The sequence below is a fragment of the Streptomyces hirsutus genome (assembly GCF_001418415.1).
In the GTDB taxonomy this organism is placed as follows: domain Bacteria; phylum Actinomycetota; class Actinomycetes; order Streptomycetales; family Streptomycetaceae; genus Streptomyces; species Streptomyces hirsutus.
In genome coordinates this window covers 14,970-33,327 of sequence record NZ_LIQT01000167.1, presented here as the reverse complement: position 1 = coordinate 33,327, position 18,358 = coordinate 14,970, and the positions used below count along the sequence as shown (strand labels likewise).

Below are 18,358 nucleotides of genomic sequence, written 5' to 3'. Positions count from 1 at the left end.
GGCCGGGAAACGGGCGGGGAGCAGTGGAGCCCGGGGAACCGGACGGACGACGGCCTCGTGCCGACCGTGCCCGCGTTCGCGCCGGCCCCCGTGCCGGTACCGGAGCCCGCGCCCGTACCCGCATCGGAGTGGGCCCCGGCGCCCGCGCCGGAGCCCACTCCCGCACCGGCCACCGCCGAGCGTTGGGTCTGGCACTGCCACGACTGGTTGCGCGTACCCCCCTGGCTGATGGGGGACATGGTGCTGATCGCCACGGCGGGCGGGGTCCTGTACGGCGTCGAGTACCGGAGCGGGCGGCCCCTGTGGCGACTGGACCTCGGCGCACCGGTACGGGGCGGACTGATCCCGGCGCGGGACGCGGTGGTCCTGGGCGCCGCCGACGGAGCGGTGCACCATGTCCGGCTGGCCGCGACCGGTCCCGAGCACGCACGGCACCGGTTCTCCGCGGGAGTGCACGCGGTGGGCTGGTCCGGTGCCCCCGGCGACGACCCGGACCGGCTNNAGGGACGGAGCGTGCGCGTCCTCGACCTCCGTTCCGGGGACTGCGGCTGGACCGTCGAGGACGCGGGAGTCGTGACGGGACGAGCGGTGGTCGCCGGTGGCACCGTGGTCTACCGCACCGATCGCGGCCGGGTGGTGTGCCGGCGGATGGACGACGGGAGCCGGCTGTGGGGCGTGCGTCCGCCGGCCGCCGGTCCGGCGGGGGTGACGGCGCTGGAGGACGCCGTCGTCGTGCCGGGGGCGGACGGCACGGTGACCACCCTGTGCCGTGCCACGGGAGAGACGGTGTGGGCGACGCCGGCCGGCGGCACCGTGCACCTCGCCGCCGCCGCTGTCGGCTGCGGTGGGGCTGTCGTGGTGGCGACCACGGAGGGCTCGGTCACGGCGCTGGACGCCGATGACGGCCGCCCGCTGTGGACGGCGCCGGCGACCGGTGGGGCGGCGCCACGCGCTCTGGACGTCCTGGTGGACGGCTCGGCGGTGTGCGTCGCCGACCAGCACGGGATCCGGCTGCTCGCCGTCCGCGACGGCCGCCTGCTGAGGCGCTGGGAACTGCCTTCCGTCTCGGGACTGCGTCCGGCCGAGGACGGGCTGATCGCGGTCGGACTCGACGGCGCGGTACGCCGGCTGGTCCTCGGAGGGGGACGCAGTCCGGCCGCGGACTGAATGCAGCTATATCGCCCCATCATGTGAGGTGCATGCATTTCAGGAAAGAGAAGGAAAGATTCTGCCTTTTCCTCGGACAACAGGGCAAGCGCCCCGCTACGATCGCTGACGCATTCTCAGTTCGCAGCCCGTGACCGGGGATTCCGCGATCCGGGGCGGCGGCGGGGACTGCGGTCCGAGGGGGGAACCGTGAACAGCGACAGATGGCCCGACGCAGGGCCGGCACCCATGAACGACGGCCTTTCCGCGCCCCGTGGGCGCCGCCCGTGACGCGCGTCCGCCGCGACGGACCCGAGCACGGCCGGCCGCGGTCCACCGATGCCGGGTACACCGCCGCCGGGCCACCCGGACACTGCCCCGTCTGCTGGTCGGGCGGTACCGGACGACGGTGCGGGGCCTGCGGCTGGGAGCCGGAGGCGACGGCGGCCGCCGGTTCGGCGGCACGGGACGCGGAGATCGCCGCCTGCTGGTCCTGGGACATGTCCGCGGCCGTCCTCGCGACCCGGTACCTGGCGGCCGGCGGCCGTTCCCGCGGAGCGACGCCGGGCGGCACCGTCGACCTCCGGCTGGGCCCGCTGATCCGCCGCGCCCCCGCGACGGCCATACCCGGTCCACGCCCCTTCGGCCCCCTCGACCCGTTCGGCATCCTCGACCCGCTCGGCGCGGAGGGCCGCAGGGACACCGCCGCGGGCAGCCCCGCCGGTGCCGTGTCCCTGCTCACCGCGCTCACGGCCGGCGAGTACGACGCGGTCTGCGTCCTCGGGATCTCCACCGCCGGACTGACCCTGCGGGAGCTGGCCCGCTGCTCGCAGGGGACCGGATGGACGCACAACTCCCCGGGCGACGACGTACGGTGGCCGGACCTCGCGCCCTGGCTGCCCGCGTCGCCTGCGGAACGCGCCTTCCTGCTGGCCGGCGGCATCGGCCTCACACCCCCCTACGGAACACACGGGGTGCCCCGGGCCACCGACGAGGCGTGGGAGCCCGCGGTCCGCCACGCCCTCGACGCCACGCTGGCCCCCCTCGACGCCGCACGCGCACAGGGCCGTGCGGTGCCGCTGGTCCTCGTCGTCCAGGCCCGCGGATGGCGCTGGCCGGGCCACGCGGCGCAGGAACTGACGGCCAGGGCGCCGGCGGCGGCCCGGATGTTCCTCGACGCCTCCGACCCGCGCACCCTGGACGACATCGTTCGCAGCGTCTGCCGCCAGGTTCCCCTGCGGCACGGCTACGCCCTGCTCACCCGGCCCGCCCCGGAAGACTCGCCGGGCCGGCGGACGGACACCGGTGCCCGCATCCTCTTCCCGGGCGGTACGACGCTGCCGGAGGAAGGCGAACTGTTCGCCTCCGTCGAACTGCTGGCAGAAGCGGAGGCGGACGCGGGCGGAGGCGGGATCGGGGACGCGAGCACGCACGCGGATCACGCGGATACGGACGAGCATCCCGACGCCGCCCCCCGCCCTGATGCCGAAGCCCGCACGCGGGACGGCGTGTTCGCACTTCCCCTGGTGACGGCCAGGGGCATCCGGACCGAGGACTGGCCGGTGCTGCACACGGGGCGTGCGCGAGTACGGCCCGGACACCGGACCACCGTCACCGTCGCCCTCGACGGTCACGGGCAACTCCGTTTCACAGAACCGGAGTTGTTCGCCGAAAGCCGGGACGGACGGACGCTGCCGCATGCCACCGACGCGGACACGAACGCGTCCCGGCCGCCTCGAGCCGCCGCCGTCGATGTGCTGCTCCTGCTCGAACTCGGCGGCACTCAGGCCGAGTCCGAGCGCCGTGTCCGCTTCCTGCGGTCGGTGCTCCGCCGGCTCGGCGCCACCGGTCCGCCGGACCCCGGGGCGGGCCGCCCCGGCGGGGAGACCCCCGAGGCCCGGACGGGCCTGCGGATCGGGCTCGTCGGATACGAGGACCACAAGGTCCTGCCCGTGCGTGCGGGACCGGAGGGCGACTCCGTGCTGAGCGTCTGGGGCCCCGGCTCCGCCGAAGCCGCCGCCGAGGCCGTCCGCCGGTTCCCCGTCCGGCCCGTACGGCACGACTACGGCGCACCGCTGGAGGACGCCCTGCACGCGGCCGCCCACTGGCCGCACTGGCGCGACGGAGCCCGGCACCTGCTGCTCGTGCTGGCCCGCCGGCCGCCCCACCCCACCCGCCAGCAGTCCGACCTCAGCCTGCCCTGCCCCGACCGGTACGACTACGAGGAAGCCCTGCGACGGCTGCGTACGGTGGTCTGTCCCGACCTGACCGTCATCGGCGTACGTGATCAGGCGGCCGTGGACACCTCCGGACGCTGGCGCCCCCAGACCCGCGAGCGGCTCCGCCACATCTGGCGCGACCTCGGCCGCGACCACCTGTTCACCCTCGGGACACACACACCCGAAGACGTCGTCTCGTGCGTCGACCGTGCCCTGGGACGCCCCGCCGAGGCCCCCGGGCTGCTGACCGACCCCGCCACCGCACCGGCGGCCCTCGGAACGGCCCGCCGGCACGGCGCGCGCACCGACTCGTCGGCGGCACCACCCAGTCAGAAAGACAGTGAGCACCATGGATGAGAACAAGCCGGACGAACCCCGGTTCCCACCGCCGGAAATGATGAGCAAGACGTACGAGCGGAACGCGGCGGACGGAGAGGCCGACTACGTCGGCAGCGAGCCGGTGTACGTCGCTCCGGTCGAGTTCACTCCGGAACCGCGGGTGGGGGAGGGGGAGACCCGGATCGGCGTCTGGGGTTCTCCGGCCTCCGGCAAGACGACGTTCCTGGGTGCCCTGCGCCTCGCCGCCCTCGACCCGTCCGGTCCCTTCGGCCGGTGGCAGGTGGTGCCGTCCGACGACGTGTCGGAGCGGTTCCTGGTGGAGACGGCCCAGAAACTGGCGATCGACAAGGTCTTTCCCCCGGCCACCCAGGCCGTGCGCCCGTACGCCTGGCGCTTCCGCGGGGACCTGAGCGGCACCGCCCTCGGCAGGCGCCGCCTGCTGCGCAAACGGCCTTCGAACCGGATGGAGTTCGAGCTGAACGTACTCGACGTGCCCGGGGGCGTCTACGAAGATCTCAGGAGCGACGGCCTCACCGCCCGGAGCGTCGATCACCTGGCCAGGGCCCAGGGACTCGTCTACCTCTTCGACCCGGTGCGCGAGGCGAGGAACAACGACTCGTTCGCCTTCCTCAACGGCACCCTGACCCGCATCACGCGGCTGTGCATGCAGGAGAACCGGCTGGACGGCCCCTACCTCCCGCACCATCTCGCCGTCTGCCTCACCAAGTTCGACGACCCCGACATCTTCCACCGGGCCCGGCGCGGCGGCTGGACCGACCTCGGGCCGAACGGCGTGCCCGTGGTGTCCGACCCCGCCGGCTTCTTCGACTGGCTCGCCGACGACCTGCACGGCAGCACCATGCGCCTGGTGGGACAGACCCTGCGCGCCAACTTCCATCCCTCGCGCCTCCACTTCTTCACCTCCTCGGCGATCGGGTTCGGCACCCTGCCCGGTGGCTCCGTCGACCTGCGGCGCTTCGGGAACGTCAACGTCGTCGACGGGAACGAGCGCATCGTGGGGCCGCTCAGCCCGTACAACGTCATGGAACCGCTGGTGACCCTGCTGCTCGGCATGCGGAACGGAGGCCGTCCGTGAACGACGCGTTCACCGTGGAAGCGCTGTGGGCCTGGTACGGCAAGAAAGCGGGCTCGCTGGCCGAGTACGACGTGATGCGCTGCACCGGAGGAGCGCCCCGCCGCGCGATGTTCTCCGAATACGTCATCGCGGCGAGCCTCGGCAACCCGCCCGCCGCGGCGGCCGTGCAGGACCGGCTGCCCTGGATCTCCGTGATGGGTCTCCCCTTCCCCGACCAGTTGTGGACCGGCATCTCCGTGATGGAGACCTCCACCCTGCGCGACGGCGCGAACCGGGCCGTCACCCCGACCCGCTACATGCTGATCGACTCCACCGAACTGGTGCGCCGGAGGGTGGAGTACACCACCCTGTGGGACGCCGTCACCCCCGTACGGCTGCCTCCGGAGCACGACGAGAGCATCCTGCTGGAGGTGTCCCCACAGGCCGGCGAGGGACTGGCGGAAGGACTGGACACCATCGCCGACCATGTGCACGGCGGCACCGGAACCGCCGGCACCGGAGAGCGGCGGGAGGAAGCCGTGGACTGGGCCGTGTCCGTGGCCGCACTGCTGCTGTGCGGCCACCCCGTCGTCGTCACCGGCGGCGGCCGGCTCGGCGCGCGGGCCCGGCTGGCCGTGTTCGACGCCGTCGTCGGCCTCCTGCCGTACGGGGTACGCAGCGGGCTGCGCGTGGGCAGCTGCGTCGACGGGGGTGACAAACCGCCCACCCAACTGGCCTTCGGACCGGAGCACACGCCGTCCGCCCGGTGCGTGCGGCTCGGCACCCCGCCGCAGGTGCCGGCCGGCCCTCCGGAGGACTACCGGCGTCAGCTCACCCGCCTGATCGAGGTCGTGGGCTTCGACGCGGTCACCGCCGGACTGCGCGGGCTCGACGCACCCGTCGCACCGGCCGACCACGGGGCGCTGCTCGGCGCCCTCGGCCGGCTGGACCCGTTCCGCGCGGCGGTGAGCGCCGTCGAGGCCGGGAAGCAGTCCGTCCGGGTCGTGGCCGAAGGGCTGAACAGCCTGACGGACGGCGAGGACACGGACTCCGACGACTTCCTGCGGCTCGTCGAGTGGGGGATCGCCTACGCGGTCGAACCCGGGGGGCGGGAGCTGCACGAGGCGCTGCACCGTCACTGGACGCACGAGAGGACCGGACCGCGCGTGTCCGCCCTCATGGCGGAAGCCCTCCTCAACGTGGTCCTGAGCGGCGCCCGGCACGCGATGGACAGCACCTCGTGCCGCGTCAGGCTGGACGCGCTGTGGCGGCTGGTCGAACAGTGCCGGAAGGAGGCCGAGGTACTGCGGCTGCTGCCCGGCTCCGAACAGCCGGCCGACGGCCGGCGCCTGGGGTGTGCGGTCGAGTGCCTGCGCCTGCTGGGCCCGGACAGGGTGGCCGACGGCCGGGCCGACGCGGTGCGCGCGCTCCGGGACACGCGGCGGCTCACCCTGGAGGTGCTCGCGCGGGTGTCGGCCGACCCCGCACGGCTCGTGGCCTGGCTGACCCCGCTCGTGCCGGACGCGCCCGAGGCCCCCGCCTGGCTGCGCGCCTGGGCGGTGCTGTCGGTGCGCGAGGCGAGGCGGGCGTCCCGGGCCGAGCCGCGTCCCACCGCCGAGGACGCCGTTCATGTGCTCACCGCCACCGTCCGCGCGCGCCGGCCCGACTGGGCGGCGGAGGCCGTCGGATGGCTGTGGCCGCAGCTGTATGCCGTCGCCACCGAGCCGGGGGACGGCGGACGCCCGGACGAGGACGGAGCCACCTTCAGGCTTCCCTTCCTGAACCGGAACCGGAACCGGGACGGGGTGCGGAAACCCTCCTCGGCCGGGACAGCGGACGCCCCGGACATGCCGGAGATCCCGAAGACCCCGGGGCGCCCGCCGGGTTCCCCGAATTCGGCCGCCCCCGCCGACCGCGCGGACCCGGTGGCCCTGGTGGCCCCGTTCGGCCCTCCGGACGCGCGTACGGTGCGGGACCTGCTCGCCGCCGATCCGGAGGCGTGGCGGCACTGCAGGGCGTCGGCCGACGTCCTGAGCTGCCTGGTGGGCCTCCCTCCCGTCGGGCCCCTGTGGCGCGAGGAGGCGTGCCTCGCCTACGCACGGAGCCTGCACCAGGTCTTCCGGGACGGGAGCCTGGCACCCTTCCTGGAGTTGCTCGTGGACGAGCTCGCCGGGCCGGTGCTCGACGAACCCTGGGCCCAGGAGGGCGAGTCCATCGTCCTGGAGGCCCTCCTCCAGGTGCCGCACGAGGCGGCCGCCGCGAACCTGCGCCGGCGCGTCGCCGCCCGGGACGAGGAACGGCGGCGCCGGCAGGCCGCCCAGGAGCGGGAGCGTGCCGTCCACGCACAACGGCTCTCCGAGCGCGAAGCCGCCCACAACGCCCACCTGCGCGCCGCCCGCCAGGCGCAGGAGAGCCAGGCCGCGCAGAAGGCCGCCCTGGAACGGCACCCCGGCACAGGCCTCGCGACCGGAACGGGTCCCCGCCCCGCTGCGGCGGCCACCGGCCCCCACGCGGGCCACGGACGCCCGCCCGTCCTCGGCGGCCCCGGCCGGACGGGCGACGGGCCCGGCCCTCTGGAAGACCTCGCCCGAGCCGCGACGCACGTCGGCTCCTCCCGGGACGTCGCGGCGATGTGGGCGCCCTTCACCCTCGACCTGGAATCCGCCGCGGGCCGCCAGGCCCTCGAAGCGGCCGGCCGCTGGTGGGAGAAGGCCCAGGACGAGGAACGCGCCGCACTCTTCGGCCATCTGGAACGCGCGCTGCTCACCGAGCACCAGTGCAGCATCGACGTCACCGCGGACATCCTGCACGAAATCAGGCGCCTGGTCATGGCCGGCCGGGCCTCCGGCCACAGCGGCGGCGGATGGCAGGCGGGGCCGGTGCTCCGGGAGGCGAAACGGGACCTGCGCGCACGCCGCTCGCGGGTGCGTGAACTGCGCTGGATACGGCTGATGGCCCACGTGAACCTGGTACCGGGAACGCCACGCAAGCCCAAGAAGTGGAACAGAGGGAGCACCGCCCGATGAGCAACGACCGTTCCCGGACGGCCAGGCGCGCACTCGCCGCGGCACTGGCCACCGCCTTCCTCACCCTGGGGCCCGCGCTGAGCCCCCTCACCCCCGCCCGTGCCGCGGACTCCGGCGACCTGGAGCGGTTCCTGGACTCGGTGGTGGGCACCCGCGGCGCCGGCTACGCGATCGTCGTCGACACCTCGCAGTCCATGGCGAACAACGGCTCGTACGACAAGGTCCGTTCGGTACTTCCCGCGTTCCTCGAGTCCCTGCACCCCGAGGACCTGGTCTGCCTGATCCCCTTCAGCGGGAGCGCGCGCGCCTGCGACATGGTCTCCCGCGACGAGGCGCTCGCGGAACTCGACGAGGCGCTGCCCGCCACCCCCGAGGGTTCCGCGTCCAACTTCGGGCGCGCCTTCGAACAGGCGCTGGACGGACTGCAACGGGCCGGTACCGATGTCGGCGGCGTACTGCTGCTGTCCGACGCGCAGATGCACGCGCCCGACGACGTCAAGTACCGGGACTTCACCGCGAGCGGCTGGCCCGCCCTGCGCAAACAGGCCTCGGGCCTGCCCGCCGACCGCACCCTGACCGGCTACGGCATCGCCCTGGCCCCCGGCGCCGAGGTCGAGCAGGTCCTGGCCAAGGTGTTCCCGAGCTACCGCATGCTCGACGCGTCGGGATCCCGCACCCGGGAGGCGATGACGGCGGCTCAGGACGACACCCGTCTGCTCCAGGCCGCCCGGGCCGTGACCGGGGACAAGGGCAAGGGCGTGGCCGTCTCCTGGCCGGACAGGCCCGGCAACGGGCCGGTGCCGGCCGGATCGGCCCTTCGCCTGCGGCTGACGGCCACCACCGACGCGCTGCCCGTGCGCGTCACCGACCTGCGGATCGAAGGGCTCCCCGAGGGCGTCGAACCGACCGGCGGACTGCCCCGCTCGGTCGACCTCCGGCCGGGGGAGAGCCGGGACATCGACGTCACGCTCAGCTCCACCACCGCGCAGCGCGAGGGGTGGGCGAGCGGGCCCCGCACCGAGACCTGGCAGCTGTCCGTCGACGGCCGGGTGAGCACCCCGGTGGCGCGGGCCTCGGAGCGGTTCGTCGACCGGCGGGCCCGGCTGGCCACCGCCCCGGCCGGAGAGTCCCTGGCGGTGCGGGGGACGGCGCAGGTCACCGTCGACCCGGTGCGCTGGGCCGCCGCACTGGGTGTCCTCCTGCTCGTCCTCGTCCTGGCGGGCGTCGTGCTGCTGCGCCGGTACCGCCCGGTCCGGGGCACGCTGTCCGCCGAGGGAGTCGACACCAGGGAACCCGTGCGGATCCCTCTGCAAGGACGCGGCGAGGTCACCGTGGACCTCTCCCCGCTCCTCGACGGCGACGGATCGGTCAGGATCCGCAGCGTTCCCGGCCCGCTCCGCGAGCAGCCGCCCATCCGGCTGCGCTGCCGCACCGCCGACCGGCCGGAACGGGAGATCGTCTGCTCGCCCGGGCAGACCGTGCTGCTGTGCGGTATCGAGTTCCACTACGCGACGCTGCCCGCGCAGCGGAGATGACCGGTGCCCACCGCCCGGCGGCGGCCGCCCGCGACGTTCCCCGGAGGTTCCCGCGAGGCCCGTCGCCGGGCGGCGCGTTGCCGCTGCCCACCTGGAGGACCAATGGTGGCGGGTCGTCATATTCCCTCTTAGTTTCGGCATATGACCCAACGCCACCTCACGTATCTCACCTGCACCGTGGTCGTCCTGGCTTCGGGCATGGCCGCGACGCCGTCGGCCGCCCGGCCCACCGTGCACCGGGTGCAGCCCGGCGCATCGATCCAGAAGGCCGTGGACGCCGCGAAGCCGGGGGACACCGTCGTCCTCTCACCCGGCACCTACAAGGAGAGCGTCGACCTCACCACGTCGGACGTCACCCTGCGCGGCTCCGGTGCCCACCGCACCGTCCTGGTGCCCGACACCGTCCTGGTGCCCGGCACGGACGCGGACCGGGGCGCCTGCGCCGAGGCGGGGCACGGCATCTGCGTGACCGGTACGGACAAGGTGCCCCTGCGGGGCGTCACCGTACGCTCGTTGACACTGCGGGGCTTCACCGGGAGCGGGCTGTGGGCCACCGGCACCGACCGGCTGCGGGTGCAGGGCGTGACCGCCGAGAGGAACGGCAAGTGGGGCATCGCCGAGGAGCGCTCGGTGCGCAGCGTGCTCAGCCACAACGTGGTCGAGGAGAACGGCGACGCCGGACTGTTCCTGGCCGACACCACCGACACGGAGGAAGGCGCCCGGGACGCCCGCAAGACGGTGATCCGCCACAACCGCATGCTCGGCAACCGCGTCGGCGTCATCGTGCGGCGGCTGCGGAACCTGACCGTCGACCGCAACGAGGCCACCGGCAACTGCGCCGCCGTGTTCGTGGTGGGCGACGAGTCCAAGCCCGTCGCGGGCGCCCTGCGGGTGACCCGCAATCACCTCCGCGCCAACAACAAGCACTGCGCCGCCACCCCGGGGCTGCCCTTCCTGCAGGGCACGGGCGTCGTCCTCACCGGAGCCGAGGACACCCTCGTGGCGGGGAACCGGATCGAGAACAACAAGGGCACCTCCCCGCTGTCCGGCGGCATCGTGCTGTTCAAGAGCCTCATGGGCGCCGCGAACGAGCGCAGCACCGTCCGCGACAACCTGGTCACCGGCAACAGCCCGGCCGACCTGGCCGACCGGGACACCGCCACGACCAACACGTTCAGCGGCAACACCTGCACGCTCTCCGAGCCCGCCGGTCTGTGCTGAACGCCCCGCCGTGCCACCGCCCCACCCCTCAGCACCTCACCTCCCCCCTCAACAGCACGACAGAAGAAGCGAGGCGACGGATGACGGCCGTCGATCCGGCTCCCCCACCGCCCATGCGGCTGCGGGAGCTCGTTTCGGGGCGGCCTGCGCCGCCGCCGTGCGCGCCGCCGTACGCCTGGGCGTGGCGGACGCACTCGACGACACCCCCATGGCCGTGGACGACCTCGCGGAGGCGGTGAAGAGCCGGCCGCACCCCGTCGACGCGGTTCACCACGGCCATGGACCTGCTGCTCCTCGACGGCGGCGCCAAGCACACCCGGAAGAGCATGACCGACCGGCGGACCGACGCGGGCCTGGTCATCGGCGAGGTCCAGCCGGTCAACGCCTGCCTGCGTGTTTTCGAGTGCACCGTCCCCGGCTGATCAGCACCGGCCCGTACCGTCCGGCCGGCACCTTCCGTACGCGGGCCGACCCCGAGGCCGCCGGCTCCGTGACGTACACGGGACCGGCGGCCTCGGGGTTCTTCCGGGCTGTCCGCTCAGGAGCCGGCGCCGCGCTCCCAGTGGTAGAAGCACTGCGCCATGGCGTCCTTGGGGCCGCGCCAGGTCCGGGGGTCGTACGGGCTGACGTACGCCTCCAGCTGTTCGCTGATGCTGCGGAACTCGGGGTGCCCGGCCACCTTCGCGATCGCGGGCGCCGGATCCCGCTCGGACTCGATGAGGTGCAGGTACAGGTCGTCGCCGAACTGGAAGAGCCGGCGCCTGTTCACCCCGATCAGGTGAGGGAGTTCACCCCGGTCGGAGGCGGCGAACACATCGGAGATCTGCGACGCCGAACCGGGCGCCATACGGGCCACGATGAGTGCGTGGTGCATCGACGGTCCTTTCCGGATCGGTCGGCGGTCAGCGGGAGGTGGCGGACGCGGGGCTCCTGCGCTCGCCGGCGGCCTGCTCGATCCGGTCCCGGATGAGCGCCAGTTGCGTACGCGAGTTGCGGTTGATGTTGTCCGTCATCCAGACGTCGTCGACCGGGGCGTCGGGCTTCATCGCGAAGTCCTGTGTCCAGCTCATCCGCACTCCGCTCGGCAGTTGCTCGTACTCCCACAGGATGTCCATGTGGGCGAAGGGACCCGTCTCGACGCGACGGGCGTGCACGGTCCGGCGGCCCCGGTCGGGGGTGCGCTCGGAGACCCAGCTCCACACCTTCCCGTTGTCGTCCGGGTGCATCGTCAGGCGGAACGTCGTGGTGTCGCCCTCGCGGGAGAGCACCTCGACCGACGCGTACTCGCTGAACAGGTTCGGCCAGTTCTCGAGGTCGTTGGTCATGTCCCAGACGAGGTCGAACGGGGCGTCGACGGTGATGCTGTTCTCGGTGTGTCCTGCCACTTTCAGGCTCCAGCCTTGAGGGTGCTGTTGACGAGGTCCAGAAACTCCCGGGGCGACTTGCAGCGCTCCGAGTCGGGGGGAAGGGAGAGGCCGTACCGGTTCTCCAGCTCGCCGACGATGCCGAGCAGGCCGAGCGAGTCGAGGCCGAAGCAGTCGAAGGGGGACCCCGCGGCCTGCTTCAGCTCCTGCGGGTCGACGGTGATGCCGGCCGCCTTCTTCATCAGGACGGCCAGTTCGTCGACGGTCACTTCGGTGGTGATCATGAGTGTCTGCTCCTTCCCCGCCCGGGCCTACCGGGCGGATTCGCCGCGGCGCACGACCAGCGCCGCGTTGGAGCCCATGAGTCCTCTGCTGAGGACGAGGGCCGTGCGCAGCTCGGCGGGCCGAGCGCGCGACATCACCAGGTCGAGGTCGTGGCAGATGTCGAACACGTTGGGGGTGGGGGGCACCTGACCGTGTTCCATGGCGAGCACCGCGGCCACCGTGTCCAGCACGGGTGCCGCGCAGTGGGCCCGTCCGAAACCGGTCTTGGGCGCCGTGACGGGGACCCGCCTGCCGTGCGCGCCCAGGGCGTCGGCGATGGCCAGCGCCTCGGCGCGGTCCGCCTCCGGTACGCCCATCGCGTCGGCGAACACCACGTCGATGTCCTCCGGCGCGGCGCCCGCCTCGTCGAGGGCGCCGCGGATCGCACGGGCCAGGCCCTCCCGTGACTCCTCCCAGCGGGAGGCGCCGGTGAAGGTGGCGGCGTGGCCGGCGAGGGTGGCCCGCACCGGCACGCCGCGCTCGCGGGCGCGGTTCCCGTCCTCGACGACGAGCAGCGCACCGCCCTCGGCGGGCACGAACCCGCAGGCCTTCGAGGTGAAGGGACGGTAGGCGAGGTCCGGGTCCTCGACGGTGCTGAGCTCGGGATAACCGAGCTGGCAGACCATCGAGTACGGGGCCAGCGGGGCCTCCGCGGCCCCGACGACCATCGTGTCGGTGCCGCGCCGGATCGCCCCGGCGGCGTGCGCGAGGGAGTCGAGGCCGCCGGCCTCGTCGCTCGCCACCACCCCGCACGGGCCCTTGAAACCGCTGCGGATGGAGATCTGGCCGGTGCTCGCGGCGTAGAACCAGGCGATGGACTGGTACGGGCCGACGAACCGAGGGCCCTGCCCCCAGAGTTTCTGCAGCTCACGCTGCCCGAACTCACCGCCGCCGGAACCGGCCGCGGTGACCACGCCGATGGAGAACGGCTCCGCGGGATCACCGCTGCCGAGCCCGGCGTCGTCGAGGGCGAGGGCGGCCGCCGCCATCGCGAAATGGCTGAACCGGTCGGTCTGGACCAGGAACCGGTCCTCGATGAGGGCCGTCGCGTCGAAGGAGCGGACCTCGCCCGCCACGCGCAGCGGCAGATGACCGCAGCCCTCACGGGTGATCCGGTCCAGCACGCCGATGCCTTCGCTGACGGACTTCCAGTAGGCGTCGGGCCGCTGTCCGTTGGGCGCGATCACACCGATGCCGGTGATGGCCGCGCGGCGGGGGCGCTGAGTGCGCTGAGTACTCATCGGTTCCTCCCGCCCGGCCCGGTCAGCAGCACCGCGGACTGGAAGCCGCCGAACCCGCTGCCGACGGAGAGTACGTTCCTCAGCTTCCGGGGGCGGGCGGTGCGCGGCACGTAGTCCAGGTCGCACTCGGGGTCGGGGGTCTCGTAGTTCGCCGTCGGCGGTACGGCCTGGTGCTTCAGGGCGAGCACGCAGGCCACCACCTCGATCGCGCCGATCGCGCCCAACGAGTGCCCCACCATCGACTTGATGGAGCTCATGGGCGTGTCGTAGGCGTGGGCGCCGAGGGACCGCTTGACCGCGGCCGTCTCGTGCCGGTCGTTCTGCCGGGTGCCGGAACCGTGCGCGTTGACGTAGTCGATCAGTGTGGGGTCGAGACGGGCCTGGTCGAGGGTGCTGTCGATGGCCCGCGCCATCTCCAGGCCCTCGGTGGTCAGACCGGTCATGTGGTAGGCGTTGCCGAAGGTGGCGTACCCGCCGATCTCGCAGTGGATCTGTGCCCCGCGGGCCCGTGCGTGCTCGTACTCCTCGAGGACCAGCACCGCCGCGCCCTCGCCCATCACGAAGCCGTCGCGGTGCGCGTCGAAGGGACGGGAGGCGTGCTCCGGGTCGTCGTTGTTCGGCGACGTCGCCTTGATGGCGTCGAAGCACGCCATCGTGATCGGCGAGATCGGCGAGTCGGACGCCCCGGCGATGCAGACGTCGGCCCGGCCCTCGGCGATGGTGTGGAAGCCGTACCCGACCGCGTCGAGTCCCGAGGTGCAGCCGGTGGAGACGGTCTGCACCGGGCCCCGCGCGCCGAACCGCTCGGCGACGACCGCGGCGAGCGTGCTCGGCTGGAACGCCAGGTGCAGCTTCGAGTCGGCGGCCCGGTGGTCCACGTCCCAGCGCGAGCCGTGCTCGCTGACCTGGACGTAGTCGTGCTCCAGCCGGGTGGTGCCGCCGACCGCGCTGCCCAGCGACACCGCGGTGCGCCAGCCGTCGTCGCCCCCCGGGTCGAGCCCGGAGTCGCGGACCGCCTCGCCGGCGGCGACCACGGCGAACTGGATGTACCGGTCGGCGTGCTGGCACAGGTCCGGGTCGAGACCGTGGTCGAACGGGTCGAAGTCGCACTCGGCCGCTATCCGCGAGCGCAGCCCGCTCGGGTCGAACAGGGTGATGCCGCGGGTCGCGGTGCGGCCGGCGGACAGAAGGTCCCAGAACGCCGTCGCCCCGGTGCCGCCCGGAGCGACCACCCCGATACCGGTGACGGCCACCCGGCGGGTCACTTTATGGCCTCACTGGGTCCGGCCGGCCGGCCTTGCCCGGTCCCGGATGCGACCGGACCGCCCACGGTCAGCTGAGGGCCGGCCTCGGAGCCGGCGTTCTCCTCGGTGTCGACGTGCCCGAGGCTCGGATGCGGGGCGAGCGGGCCCAGGTGGAAGACCATGCGGGCCTCGGCGTCGGAGACGTTGCGGAAGCGGTGCCGCATGTCGATCGGGATCATCAGACCCTGCTCGGCCCGCAGCGCGAACGGCTCCCCGTCCAGGTCGACTTCGAGCGCGCCGCTGACGACGTACACGAACTCCTCGGAGTACGGGTGGTAGTGCTCGCCGATGCGCTCACCGGGCTGGATGACGGCCAGACCCATGAAGCCGCTGGTGGAACCCACCGTGGCCGGGGTGAGGAGGGTCCTGAGATCGCCTCCGCGCCTTCTGTTGGGTTCCGTCTCGCTCAGGTCCACGATGCGTGGATGCTGTTGGGACATGGTTGGTACCTCCGGGTGGGGCGTGGGACGTCCGGGCGGGGCGGCCGCGGACGTCATCACGGTTTGCCGTCAGGAATCCGCCGTGCTGCGGTCGGTGACGAGCAGCATGTCGGCGTGCGACAGCAGCCGGTTCAGGTTGCGCTCCGAGTTCAGCGGGACGTCGACGCCGACCGCCGCGCCGTCCAGGAGCCGCTCCAGTTCCGCCGCCTTCCCCGCGCCCTTGACGCCCAGGGCCCATTCGGGGTCGGTGTCGAAGGCGCCGGTGACGTCGACCATGCGGACCACGATGTCGTCGCGCTGGAAGACGGTGCTCGTGAAGATGTGGCTGTCCGGGTCGCCGACCGCGGCCTCGTCCTGATGGGAGAGGAACCGGGCCAGCTCCATGCCCTGTCCCTCGACGGCCGGGTAGTACAGCGCGTGCCGCCGCAGACCGGCGGGCTCGGGGCCGTCCGCGCGGACGTGGTGCACGGAGGGGAGTGCGGCCCGGGTGAAGAACACCCGCGCCGAGCCGGGGTCGGACAGATCCCGCTCCTGCTCCAGGTGGGGGTCTATGGCCGTTTCGATGGCCCGGATCTCGGGCTGGTCGGCCACGTGGCGCAGGGCCGCGGCCAGGTCGCCCTCGACCTCCATGCACCGCACCACGCGGTTGCCGTGCATGAACACGGAGGTGCGGCGCAGCCTCGTGTCCGCCTCCAGCTGGGCCTTGGGAGACGTGTACCCGGCCAGGTGCTCCGAGACCTTGGACTCGCTGCCCGGCTTGACGGTGAAAGTGAGCGCGTGGCGGGCCACTCCGTCGCCCACGCGGACCTGCGCCTGCAGACCGGACCGCTTCTTCGCCCCGGGGCGCGGCTCCGTCTCGCGCAGGACGCTGTAGCGCATGGAGCGGGTGTCGCGGACGCAGCTGTGCATCGGGCGGACGATCTCGATGTGCTCCTCGCTGTTCACCCAGGCGAGGAAGGGAAGCGCGCTCTCCCACTCGCTGGTGATGAGCCACTGCGAGGGGTTCTCGATCGACTGGCAGAGCTGGTCCTGGATGTGCCCGGGAATGGACGCGACCTTGCTGCTCATGTGCTCGTAAGCCTCGAGGAACTGCTCCTGCGCTCCGTCGTACAGGTCGAGCAGCAGAATCACCCGCAGTCTGGAGCCGTCGAACGCCGAATGCGCTATGCGTCCCGCCGTGGGTCCCGTCGTGCGTTCCGTCGTGGTCATCCGGCGCACCTCTTCTCTTTTTCACGAAAGGCTCTTCGGTGGAGGTCGGGAGCAGCCCGTCGCCGAAACGGCCGGGCCGACCCTGAACCGATCGTCGACGCGCCCCGCGAGGTGCGCGAGACACACGGGGCAGGTGGGTGAACCCCGCGTCAACCGGGTGCCACCGGGACGCGAAGCGGCCCGTACCGGGCATGAATGCGGCGTCCTTTCCCCGCCCGTCCAGGGCGACGATGGAGGCAGTTCAATGAACCGATCGCAAGAGGCCGGCGAGACCGGCCACCGCACGCCCGTCCTCATCGTGGGCGGCTCCCTCGTGGGCCTGTCGATGTCCGTGTTCCTGGGGCGTCTGGGCGTGCCGCACACGCTCGTCGAACGTCACCCGGGCACGTCGATCCACCCGCGCGGGCGCGGCAACAACGTGCGCACCATGGAGCTGTTCCGGGTGGCCGGAGTGGAACAGCAGATCAAGGAGGTCGCGTCGGTCCTGGCGGACAACCACGGCATCATGCAGACGCCGAGTCTGGCGGACGGCGACGGCGAGTGGCTGTTCAAGGAGATCGACCCCGGGGGCGGCCTGGCCCGGTTCAGCCCCGGCGGGTGGTGCCAGTGCAGCCAGAACGACCTCGAGCCGGTGCTGCTGGCCCATGCCCGCGAACTCGGCGGCGATCTGCGCTTCGCGACCGAGCTGATGTCGTTCGACCAGGACGACGACGGGGTGACGGCGCGGGTCAAGAGCCGGGAGACCGGCGAGCACACCACCATCCGCGCGGACTACCTGGTCGCCGCGGACGGTCCGCGCAGCCCCGTGCGGGAGCGGCTCGGCATCGGTCAGAACGGTCCGGGGGACCTGTTCCACAACGTGAGCGTCACCTTCTTCTCACGCGATCTCGCGGGCGTCGTCGGCGACCGGCGGTTCATCGTCTGCTACCTGACGAACCCGGAGGCCGACGGGGCGCTGCTGCCCGTCGACAACACCGAGAACTGGGTGTTCCACGCCCCCTGGCACCCCGAACACGGCGAGACGATCGAGGAGTTCACCGACGAGCGGTGCATCGACCACATCCGGCGGGCGGTCGGCGTGCCGGACCTCGACGTCAAGATCACCGGCCGGGCCGCCTGGCACGCCGCCGAGCGGGTCGCCGACAGGTACACCGACCGCCGGGTGTTCCTCGCCGGCGACTCGGCCCACGAGATGTCGCCCACCGGGGCCTTCGGCTCCAACACCGGCATCCAGGACGCGCACAACCTCGCCTGGAAGCTGGCAGCCGTCCACGGCGGCTGGGCGGGCCCCGGACTGCTGGAGTCCTACGACGCCGAGCGCCGGCCGGTCGCCGAGGCGACCAGTGCCCGCGCCTCGAACCGCTCGGTCGAGCACAGCCACCCCGGCTACACGCCCGCGGCAGGCGCCGGCACCAAGGGCCCGAAGGGCGGAATCCTCAACGTGGCGCTGGGCTACCGCTATCCGCAGGGCGCGGTCGTCGGCGGCGACCCGGCGGCGCCGATCGTCCCGGAGGACCTGCGGCTGACGGGGGAGCCGGGCACCCGGGCCCCCCACCTGTGGCTGGACCGCGACGGAGTCCGCATCTCCACCCTCGACCTGTACGAGCGGTCCCTGGTGCTGCTGACCGGCGAGTCCGGCGACGCCGCCTGGCACGCCGCCGCGGCGCAGGCGGCACAGCACCTGCGGGTGCCCCTCGACGCCTACCGGATCGGCACCGGCCCCGCCGCGGACCTGACGCCGGACGACGGCGTGGACTGGGCACAGGCCCACGGCGTGACCGGGGACGGCGCGGTCCTGGTCCGCCCCGACGGATTCGTGGCGTGGCGCTCCGAAGGGGCCGTGGCGGACCCCGCGACGGTGTTGCGGAAGGCCGTCACGGACATCCTGGCCCGCGAACGGGGCTGACGGCTGACG

At 73.1% G+C, this 18,358-nt stretch carries 15 protein-coding genes and 2 pseudogenes; 10 read left to right on the top strand and 7 right to left on the bottom strand.

All coding sequences use genetic code 11. The features are described 5' to 3' along the window. Positions 1-228: 228 nt before the first annotated feature. The 9 genes and pseudogenes from AOK11_RS46750 to AOK11_RS41755 form a co-directional block, all read left to right on the top strand. Positions 229-500, top strand: a pseudogene (locus AOK11_RS46750) (hypothetical protein); the annotation flags it as partial. A 2-nt stretch (positions 501-502) separates the two neighbouring features. Then, the coding region (locus AOK11_RS43955) for an outer membrane protein assembly factor BamB family protein (RefSeq protein WP_206188833.1) at positions 503-1,167 on the top strand (665 nt) is incomplete at its 5' end. A gap of 266 nt (positions 1,168-1,433) precedes the next feature. Continuing rightward, positions 1,434-3,722, top strand: coding sequence for a hypothetical protein (locus tag AOK11_RS13340; RefSeq protein WP_055593908.1), 2,289 nt, complete (start codon positions 1,434-1,436; stop codon positions 3,720-3,722). Then, entirely contained in the window at positions 3,715-4,800 is a 1,086-nt protein-coding gene (locus AOK11_RS13335) for a hypothetical protein (RefSeq protein WP_055593907.1), read from the top strand. The genes AOK11_RS13340 and AOK11_RS13335 overlap by 8 nt, the downstream gene beginning before the upstream one ends. Continuing rightward, complete coding sequence (locus AOK11_RS13330; protein ID WP_055593906.1) at positions 4,797-7,805, top strand: hypothetical protein; 3,009 nt, start codon at positions 4,797-4,799, stop codon at positions 7,803-7,805. Before AOK11_RS13335 ends, AOK11_RS13330 begins: the two co-directional genes overlap by 4 nt. After that, on the top strand, positions 7,802-9,340 hold the full coding sequence (locus tag AOK11_RS13325; protein ID WP_055593905.1) for a vWA domain-containing protein: 1,539 nt from the start codon (positions 7,802-7,804) through the stop codon (positions 9,338-9,340). The genes AOK11_RS13330 and AOK11_RS13325 overlap by 4 nt, the downstream gene beginning before the upstream one ends. A gap of 141 nt (positions 9,341-9,481) precedes the next feature. Then, positions 9,482-10,561: a right-handed parallel beta-helix repeat-containing protein gene (locus AOK11_RS13320; RefSeq protein ID WP_055593904.1), complete on the top strand. Its 1,080-nt coding sequence runs from the start codon at positions 9,482-9,484 to the stop codon at positions 10,559-10,561. 80 nt (positions 10,562-10,641) lie between these two features. Further along, a pseudogene (locus AOK11_RS46745) lies at positions 10,642-10,814 on the top strand (methyltransferase); the annotation flags it as partial. A 25-nt stretch (positions 10,815-10,839) separates the two neighbouring features. Further along, a complete protein-coding gene (locus tag AOK11_RS41755) occupies positions 10,840-10,983 on the top strand; it encodes a hypothetical protein (RefSeq protein WP_420902986.1) in 144 nt (47 codons plus the stop codon). Positions 10,984-11,099: 116 nt separating this feature from the next. Here the strand turns inward: AOK11_RS41755 and AOK11_RS13310 are convergent, their stop codons facing one another. The 7 genes from AOK11_RS13310 to AOK11_RS13280 all read right to left on the bottom strand — a co-directional run bounded on the left by AOK11_RS13310 (position 11,100) and on the right by AOK11_RS13280 (position 16,443). Then, positions 11,100-11,435 (bottom strand): TcmI family type II polyketide cyclase, encoded by a 336-nt coding sequence (locus AOK11_RS13310; protein ID WP_055593902.1) that lies wholly within the window; start codon positions 11,433-11,435, stop codon positions 11,100-11,102. Positions 11,436-11,463: 28 nt separating this feature from the next. After that, complete coding sequence (locus AOK11_RS13305; RefSeq protein WP_055593901.1) at positions 11,464-11,946, bottom strand: SRPBCC family protein; 483 nt, start codon at positions 11,944-11,946, stop codon at positions 11,464-11,466. A gap of 2 nt (positions 11,947-11,948) precedes the next feature. Beyond that, positions 11,949-12,209 (bottom strand): acyl carrier protein, encoded by a 261-nt coding sequence (locus AOK11_RS13300; RefSeq protein ID WP_055593900.1) that lies wholly within the window; start codon positions 12,207-12,209, stop codon positions 11,949-11,951. Positions 12,210-12,236: 27 nt separating this feature from the next. Continuing rightward, positions 12,237-13,490, bottom strand: a complete 1,254-nt coding sequence (locus AOK11_RS13295; RefSeq protein WP_055593899.1) for a ketosynthase chain-length factor — start codon at positions 13,488-13,490, stop codon at positions 12,237-12,239. Next, the gene (locus AOK11_RS13290) at positions 13,487-14,755 is read right to left on the bottom strand and encodes a beta-ketoacyl-[acyl-carrier-protein] synthase family protein (RefSeq protein WP_055593898.1); all 1,269 of its coding nucleotides are present in this window, start codon (positions 14,753-14,755) and stop codon (positions 13,487-13,489) included. The genes AOK11_RS13295 and AOK11_RS13290 overlap by 4 nt, the downstream gene beginning before the upstream one ends. Continuing rightward, the gene (locus AOK11_RS13285; protein ID WP_055593897.1) at positions 14,752-15,234 is read right to left on the bottom strand and encodes a cupin domain-containing protein; all 483 of its coding nucleotides are present in this window, start codon (positions 15,232-15,234) and stop codon (positions 14,752-14,754) included. Before AOK11_RS13285 ends, AOK11_RS13290 begins: the two co-directional genes overlap by 4 nt. Positions 15,235-15,303: 69 nt before the next feature. Further along, entirely contained in the window at positions 15,304-16,443 is a 1,140-nt protein-coding gene (locus AOK11_RS13280; RefSeq protein ID WP_055593896.1) for a SchA/CurD-like domain-containing protein, read from the bottom strand. Between the two features lie 244 nt (positions 16,444-16,687). Here AOK11_RS13280 and AOK11_RS13275 point away from each other — a divergent pair, with 244 nt between their 5' ends. Beyond that, positions 16,688-18,349, top strand: coding sequence for an FAD-dependent oxidoreductase (locus tag AOK11_RS13275; protein WP_055593895.1), 1,662 nt, complete (start codon positions 16,688-16,690; stop codon positions 18,347-18,349). Positions 18,350-18,358 lie beyond the last annotated feature (9 nt).